Genomic DNA, 5,836 nt, shown 5'->3' on the forward strand with positions numbered 1-5,836 from the left:
ATGAAGCGGGCCAGGCCCTTGAGCACCACGCCGCCGGTGTATTCGCCGGCCATGGGCAATACGTCCTTGCCGTGCACCCGGGTCTGCAGGTCTGCCCGGCGCAGGATGGTGTTGACGTTTTGCTCGATGAAGTCGGGCTGGCCTTCCTCGACCAGCAGGATGCCGCGCTTGCCGGCGCAGAAGCGCTTGAACTCGTCGTCGATCAGCGGGTAGGTCAGGTTCAGCACATAGAGCGGCACCTGCGACTGCCCGAAGGCATCGGCCAGGCCCAGCAGCTCGAGCGAGCGCAACACGCTGTTGTACAGGCCACCCTGCATGACGATACCGAAGTCTTTCGCATCCTCGGCGAAAAATTCGTTGAGCTGGTGCTGCTGGATGAACTTCACCGCGGCCGGCCAGCGCTCGGTGATTTTCTCCTGCTCCTGCGCGTAGCTGGCCGGCGGCAGCACGATGCGGCTGGCGTCGCGCTGCGGGTTTTCCATCGCGTCCTTCAGCGTGAAAGCCGAGCGTTTGTTGTCCTTGGTGGGAAAACGCCCGTGCACATGGCAGGCGCGTATGCGCAGCTCCAGCATCACCGGTGTGCGGCTGGCTTCGGACAGCTCAAACCCCATTTCCACCGCCTGCACAATGCTTTCGAGGTTGGGGCGCGGGTCCATCAGCCAGACCTGTGACTTCATGGCAAACGCGTGCGAGCGTTCCTGCATGATGCTGGAACCCTCGCCGTAGTCCTCGCCGACGATCAGCAGCGCGCCGCCGGTGACGCCGCCCGAGGCCAGATTCGCCAGCGCGTCGGAGGCCACGTTGGTGCCGACGGTGGACTTGAAGGTCACCGCGCCGCGCAGCGGGTAGTTGACGGACGCGGCCAGCGTGGCAGTGGCGGTGGCTTCGGAGGCGCTGTGCTCGAAACGCACACCGAGTTCCTGCAGGATGTCGTTGGCATCGGTCAGCACGTCCATCAGGTGTGAAATCGGCGCACCCTGGTAGCCGGCGACATAAGACACGCCCGACTGCAGCAGGGCCTTGGTGACGGCCAGGATGCCTTCGCCACGAAACTCTTCCCCCGCGCCCAGGCGCAGTTTTTCCACCTCGGCGGCAAACGAGCGTTCAGCCATGCGTCGCCCCGTGGACCGCAACGGCGTTCGTGGTCTGGGAAATAGGTGCTTGCTGCATCAATGGCCTTCTGTTTGCAACGCAATTTACGCAGCTTGAAAGCATCATGCAAATGGATTGTATGAATGAGGCACATCGGTTTGATCAATAATTCGGGACAACCCTGAGCCCCCTTCACAGGGTTCTTCACGAAAGGCGCGGCAATGAATTTCCGTCAACTCGACCTCAACCTGCTGCGTGTGCTGGCGGCCATTCACCGCACCGGCTCGGTGACGCTGGCCGGCAAGACGCTGGCCCTGTCGCAACCGGCCACCAGCAATGCGCTGGCCCGGCTGCGCGACTTTTTCGAGGATGACCTGTTTGTGCGCGCGCCGTCAGGCCTGAAGCCGACGCGCCTGTGCGAGCAGCTGGCGCCTGCGGTGCTGGCCCAGCTTCTGGCGCTGGAGACGCTGGTCACCGGTCATGAGGAGTTCGATCCGCTTCACAGCGACATGCACTGGCGGCTGTCGCTGTCCGATCTCGGGGAGATGCTGTTCCTGCCGGAACTGGCCGGCGCGATGCGCAGCCAGGCACCGGGTGCGCGTCTGTCCAATATCTCGGTGGCCTCCGGCGACGTGGCGGCTGCGCTGGAGGCGCGCGAGATTGACCTGGCCATCGGTATCCTGCAGCCGCGCCACCGGGGCATACGCACCGAGCTGCTGTTCAGTGAGCGTTATGTGGCCATCGCCGCACCGCAGTGGCGGCCCGCCTCCGGCCGCAGTGGCCGCAGCCTGACGCCGCAGCAGCTGGCCGAGGCCTCCTTTGTCGTGGCTGCGCCTACCGCGACCTTTCACGGCAGCGTCGAGCAGATGCTGGCGCGCATGAAGCTGGAACACCGCATCGTGCTGCGGGCGCGCCACTTCGGTGCACTGCCTGACCTTGCGCTCACCTCGGACCTGCTGTCCATCGTGCCGGAAATGTATGCGCGCAACCTGCGCCAGCGTTACGACTGCCGGGTCTGGGGCATTCCCGGTGTGCCGGCGTACGAAGTCCGCCTGGTCTGGCACAGCAGCACCGACAAGGACCCGGCGCACCAGTGGATGCGGGCGCTGGTGCACAAGCTGTTCAAGCGGCCGGTGCGTGCACAGGCCCGCTGAGGTCACAGTCTTGTAAGCCAAATTAGCCGCCAGCCCATATACAGCGGGCGCAAACAACTATCGAATATGTAGCAAACAGACGCCCGGCGATTCAAGGGCAGGGCCGCAGCGCCTTGCCCTCCAGCTGCGGCTTGAGCGTGTCGAGCTGCGTGCGCAGGGCGGCATCCACCGCGGCGAGCTTGAGGATCTGGCCGCGTGCTTCGGCACGCTCCTGGACCACGCGGGCGGTGCGCACACCCTTGTTGGCAATACGCGCGAGTTCCTTGTCAGCGTCGGCCTGCTGCGCAAAGCTGGCCAGTGCCAGCCCGGGGGCCAGCGCGTCGTTGCTGACCGGACGGAAGGCCACGCCGAGCTGGCGCAGCTCGTTGCGTTTTTTGGCCAGGGCGTCTTCGCTGGGGTATTTGCCCATGTAGACAATCCAGCGCGCCGGCTCGGCGCTGCTTTCGAATTGCCAGCTGCCGGGGGGCAGGGCTTTCTCCAGGCTGGCCCGCAGCGCCGTGGTCTGCTGCTCGTTGAACAGGCCGGCCTGCAGGCATTCAGGCGCGGCGGCTTCGGCCGCGGCGCTGGCGCCATTGCCCGGGCGGGCCGCGCTGCCGCTGTTTTCAAGCTGCCGGGTTTCGTCGGCCGTCAGCAGGCGGATGGCTTCGGGCCGGATCTGCGTGGCCATGCGCTGGGGCTCGGTCTGCACGCTGGGCGTCATGCCCAGCGGCGCCAGCGCGCCCCGGGACCAGGCGAAGTAGGCGACGTTGGCCAGCGCCAGCAGCAGCACCAGCAGCCTCAGCATGGGCGCGCGCTGCCTGCGGTGGGGGGTGTCACGGGCCGGACGCTGACTTCGGAGCTGGTGATTTCTTTCATGCCAGCCGCAGTATGCACCAGCAGCGCGCCGTTTTCGCCGACCCCGTGGGCCACGCCCTGGGTGCCGTCGGACAGCTGCACGGCGCGCCCGGCGAGCGCGTCACGCGCCGCATAACGGGCCTGAAACGGCGCAAAACCAAACAGGCCAAAAGCCTGCACCGCCTGCACCAGCGGCGCCGCCACGCGCAGCAGCGTTTGCGCGACGTCGATGCCGGGCAGCAGCGTCTGCAGGGCGCCGGGTGCCAGTGCGGGCGGCTGGCCGGCGCCGGCAGGGGTCAGCGGCTGCGCCATCGGTCGGACGTTGATGCCGACACCGATGACCACATAACGCTGCTCGCCCCAGTTGGCGGTTTCGACCAGGACGCCTGCCAGTTTGGATTCGCCGCTCGTATTGCCCAGCCACAGGTCGTTGGGCCATTTGAGGCGAATGGCAGGTGCGGCGGGGTTGCCGGGCTCCAGGCTTTCGGCAATGCTGATGCCGACCGCCAGCGACAGGCCCGACCAGTCGGCCGGCTTCAGGGGCAGGCCCAGGGAAAAGGTCAGGCTGTCGCCGACGCTGCTTTGCCAGCTGCGGCCCATGCGGCCACGACCGGCAGTCTGCTGCTCGGCCACCAGCAGCACGGGCGCGCATGCGTCAGGCCCGGCGGCCCGGAAACGCCGCATCAGTTCGGTGTTGGTCGAATCCAGCTGCGGCAGCACCTCGACCGTGAAACCGGGCAATACCGGCGCCACGGCTTCCCAGATGGCCTCGGCAGGCCAGCGGATGGGGGCGGCAGGAGGGGGATACACGGCCGGGACCGCTCAGTCCTTGTTGCCCTGGTCTGGTTTGCCGGCCTTCCCGGCTTTTCCGGTCTTGCCGGCTTTCTTCAGGACTTTCTTGAGTTCCTTGTTGAGCTCTTTCCGGAGCTGCTTGCCCTTCACCGGCTTGTCCTTCTTCTTTTCCTTTTTGCCCGGCTTGTCGTCCTTGGGCGCCAGCAGGGTGCCGCGGCAGTTTTTGGCGCCGCACCAGCACGGGTACTCAGCCAGCAGTTTTTTCGTGTAGGGCGCGTCGATGATCAGGCCGTAGTCATAAAACAGCTCGTCGCCGGCGGGGATGTTGCGCAGCGCCTTGATGAACACGCGGCCGTCCTGTTCGTCGGCCTCGCAGTTGGGATTGCAGCTGTGGTTGATCCAGCGCGAGGAATTGCCGCCGTACTTGGCGTCGATCACATGCTTTTCATCGATGTGAAAGTAGAAGGTGTGGTTCGGGTCCTTCGGGTCGTGCGGGTGACGGCGCAGGGCCTCTTTCCAGGTGATCACTTCGCCGACGTATTCGATCAGCGTCTCGCCTTCGGCCAGGTCCTGCACGGCGAACACGCCCTTGCCATGGACGTTGGATACCCGGGTTTGAATACGGCGGCCGGCTTCAGGAGCGGGTCTGGCAGGCGGGCTGGAAAGGGGGGCAGAGACCTGAGTTTTTGACACGACGTATTTTTTTGGTATGGTTAATTCATGCATGTGCGCGCACATGCGGGTGCGCGCATGCGCACGCGCGAAGCCGTTATTGTAGTGATGCACGCAAGGAGCAAGCCATGTTGAACCGCCGCAAGGCCATCGAGTCCGTCGTTGCGCTGGCCGCCGCGGGCTTGGGGCCGCTGGCCTGGTCCAGGGGTTCGGACAGCCCCTTGCCCAGGCTGGGCAGCACCCTGACCTTGCCGGCCCTGACCCTGCTGGACGGGCGGCCCTGGACGCCCGGGCAGATGCAGGGAAAGCTGCTTGTGGTGTACTGGTGGGCCAGCTGGTGCCCTTTTTGTGCGGTGCAGTCACCCTACATTGAGGCTTTGTGGCGGGCGCAGAAGGCGCAGGGGCTGGAGGTGCTGGCGCTGTCGATTGACAAGGAGGCCGCTGCGGCGGTCAACTACATGAAGACCCGGGGCTACAGCTTTCCCGCCGGGATGCTGACCCCTGACGTGGCCAGAGTGCTGCCCAAGCCGGACGGTTTGCCGGTGGTGGTGGTTGTGAAAGTCAATGGCAACAGCGGAAAAGTGCTGTTTGCCGAAAGCGGGGAAATGCTCCCCGAAGATGTAGAAGGTTTGAAGAAGTACTTATGAAAACGCTGGTGATTGCAGAAAAACCCTCGGTCGCACAGGACATTGTGCGGGCGATGACGCCGACCGCGGGCAAGTTTGAAAAACACGATGAGTACTTTGAAAGCGATGACTGGCTGGTCACCTCGGCTGTCGGCCATCTGGTGGAAATCCAGGCGCCGGAAGAGTTTGACGTCAAGCGCGGGAAGTGGAGTTTTGCCAATTTGCCGGTGATTCCACCCTACTTCGACCTCAAGCCGATGGACAAGACCAAGACGCGGCTCAATGCCATCGTCAAGCTGACCAAACGCAAGGACGTGGACGCCCTCGTCAACGCCTGCGACGCGGGCCGCGAGGGCGAACTGATCTTCCGATTGATCCAGCAGTACGCCAAGAGCAAACACCCGGTCAAGCGGCTTTGGCTGCAGTCCATGACACCGGCCGCGATCCGCGACGGCTTCGAGAGCCTTCGCAGCGACCAGCAGATGCAGGGCCTGGCCGACGCTGCGCGTTCGCGCTCCGAAGCCGACTGGATGGTCGGCATCAACGGCACGCGTGCCATGACGGCCTTCAACTCGCGTGATGGTGGCTTCTTTCTGACCACCGTGGGGCGCGTGCAGACGCCGACGCTGTCGGTGGTGGTCGAGCGCGAGGAAAAAATCCGCAAGT

Annotated in this window: 6 protein-coding genes and 1 pseudogene; 3 read left to right on the forward strand and 4 right to left on the reverse strand. The window is 64.9% G+C overall.

The features are described 5' to 3' along the window. Window positions 1-1,112 (reverse strand): annotated as a pseudogene (locus tag PSV33_RS00515) (indolepyruvate ferredoxin oxidoreductase); the annotation flags it as partial. Window positions 1,113-1,313: 201 nt separating this feature from the next. Between PSV33_RS00515 and PSV33_RS00520 the strand changes: the two are divergent. After that, window positions 1,314-2,246: a LysR family transcriptional regulator gene (locus PSV33_RS00520; protein ID WP_300557492.1), complete on the forward strand. Its 933-nt coding sequence runs from the start codon at window positions 1,314-1,316 to the stop codon at window positions 2,244-2,246. A gap of 91 nt (window positions 2,247-2,337) precedes the next feature. On the opposite strand, the gene PSV33_RS00525 is transcribed toward PSV33_RS00520, so the two are convergent. The 3 genes from PSV33_RS00525 to PSV33_RS00535 are packed head-to-tail and all read right to left on the reverse strand — an operon-like array spanning window position 2,338 to window position 4,598. Next, complete coding sequence (locus tag PSV33_RS00525; protein WP_300557494.1) at window positions 2,338-3,030, reverse strand: SPOR domain-containing protein; 693 nt, start codon at window positions 3,028-3,030, stop codon at window positions 2,338-2,340. After that, window positions 3,024-3,890 (reverse strand): biotin--[acetyl-CoA-carboxylase] ligase, encoded by an 867-nt coding sequence (locus PSV33_RS00530; RefSeq protein WP_300557496.1) that lies wholly within the window; start codon window positions 3,888-3,890, stop codon window positions 3,024-3,026. Before PSV33_RS00530 ends, PSV33_RS00525 begins: the two co-directional genes overlap by 7 nt. 12 nt (window positions 3,891-3,902) lie before the next feature. Beyond that, entirely contained in the window at window positions 3,903-4,598 is a 696-nt protein-coding gene (locus PSV33_RS00535; protein ID WP_300557498.1) for an SET domain-containing protein-lysine N-methyltransferase, read from the reverse strand. A gap of 74 nt (window positions 4,599-4,672) precedes the next feature. On the opposite strand from PSV33_RS00535, the gene PSV33_RS00540 reads away from it, so the two are divergent. Then, a complete protein-coding gene (locus PSV33_RS00540) occupies window positions 4,673-5,191 on the forward strand; it encodes a TlpA disulfide reductase family protein (RefSeq protein ID WP_300557500.1) in 519 nt (172 codons plus the stop codon). Next, the coding region (locus PSV33_RS00545; protein ID WP_300557502.1) for a DNA topoisomerase at window positions 5,188-5,836 on the forward strand (649 nt) is incomplete at its 3' end. The genes PSV33_RS00540 and PSV33_RS00545, both read left to right, overlap by 4 nt.

The sequence above is a fragment of the Polaromonas sp. genome, assembly GCF_029945895.1.
Lineage (GTDB): Bacteria > Pseudomonadota > Gammaproteobacteria > Burkholderiales > Burkholderiaceae_C > Polaromonas.

Bases quoted from the DNA above. Each gene is read 5' to 3' on its own strand.
- PSV33_RS00520 (WP_300557492.1), top strand. From the start codon at position 1,314: ATGAATTTCCGTCAACTCGACCTCAACCTGCTGCGTGTGCTGGCGGCC.
- PSV33_RS00525 (WP_300557494.1), bottom strand. From the start codon at position 3,030: ATGCTGAGGCTGCTGGTGCTGCTGCTGGCGCTGGCCAACGTCGCCTAC.
- PSV33_RS00535 (WP_300557498.1), bottom strand. From the start codon at position 4,598: ATGCATGAATTAACCATACCAAAAAAATACGTCGTGTCAAAAACTCAG.
- PSV33_RS00540 (WP_300557500.1), top strand. From the start codon at position 4,673: ATGTTGAACCGCCGCAAGGCCATCGAGTCCGTCGTTGCGCTGGCCGCC.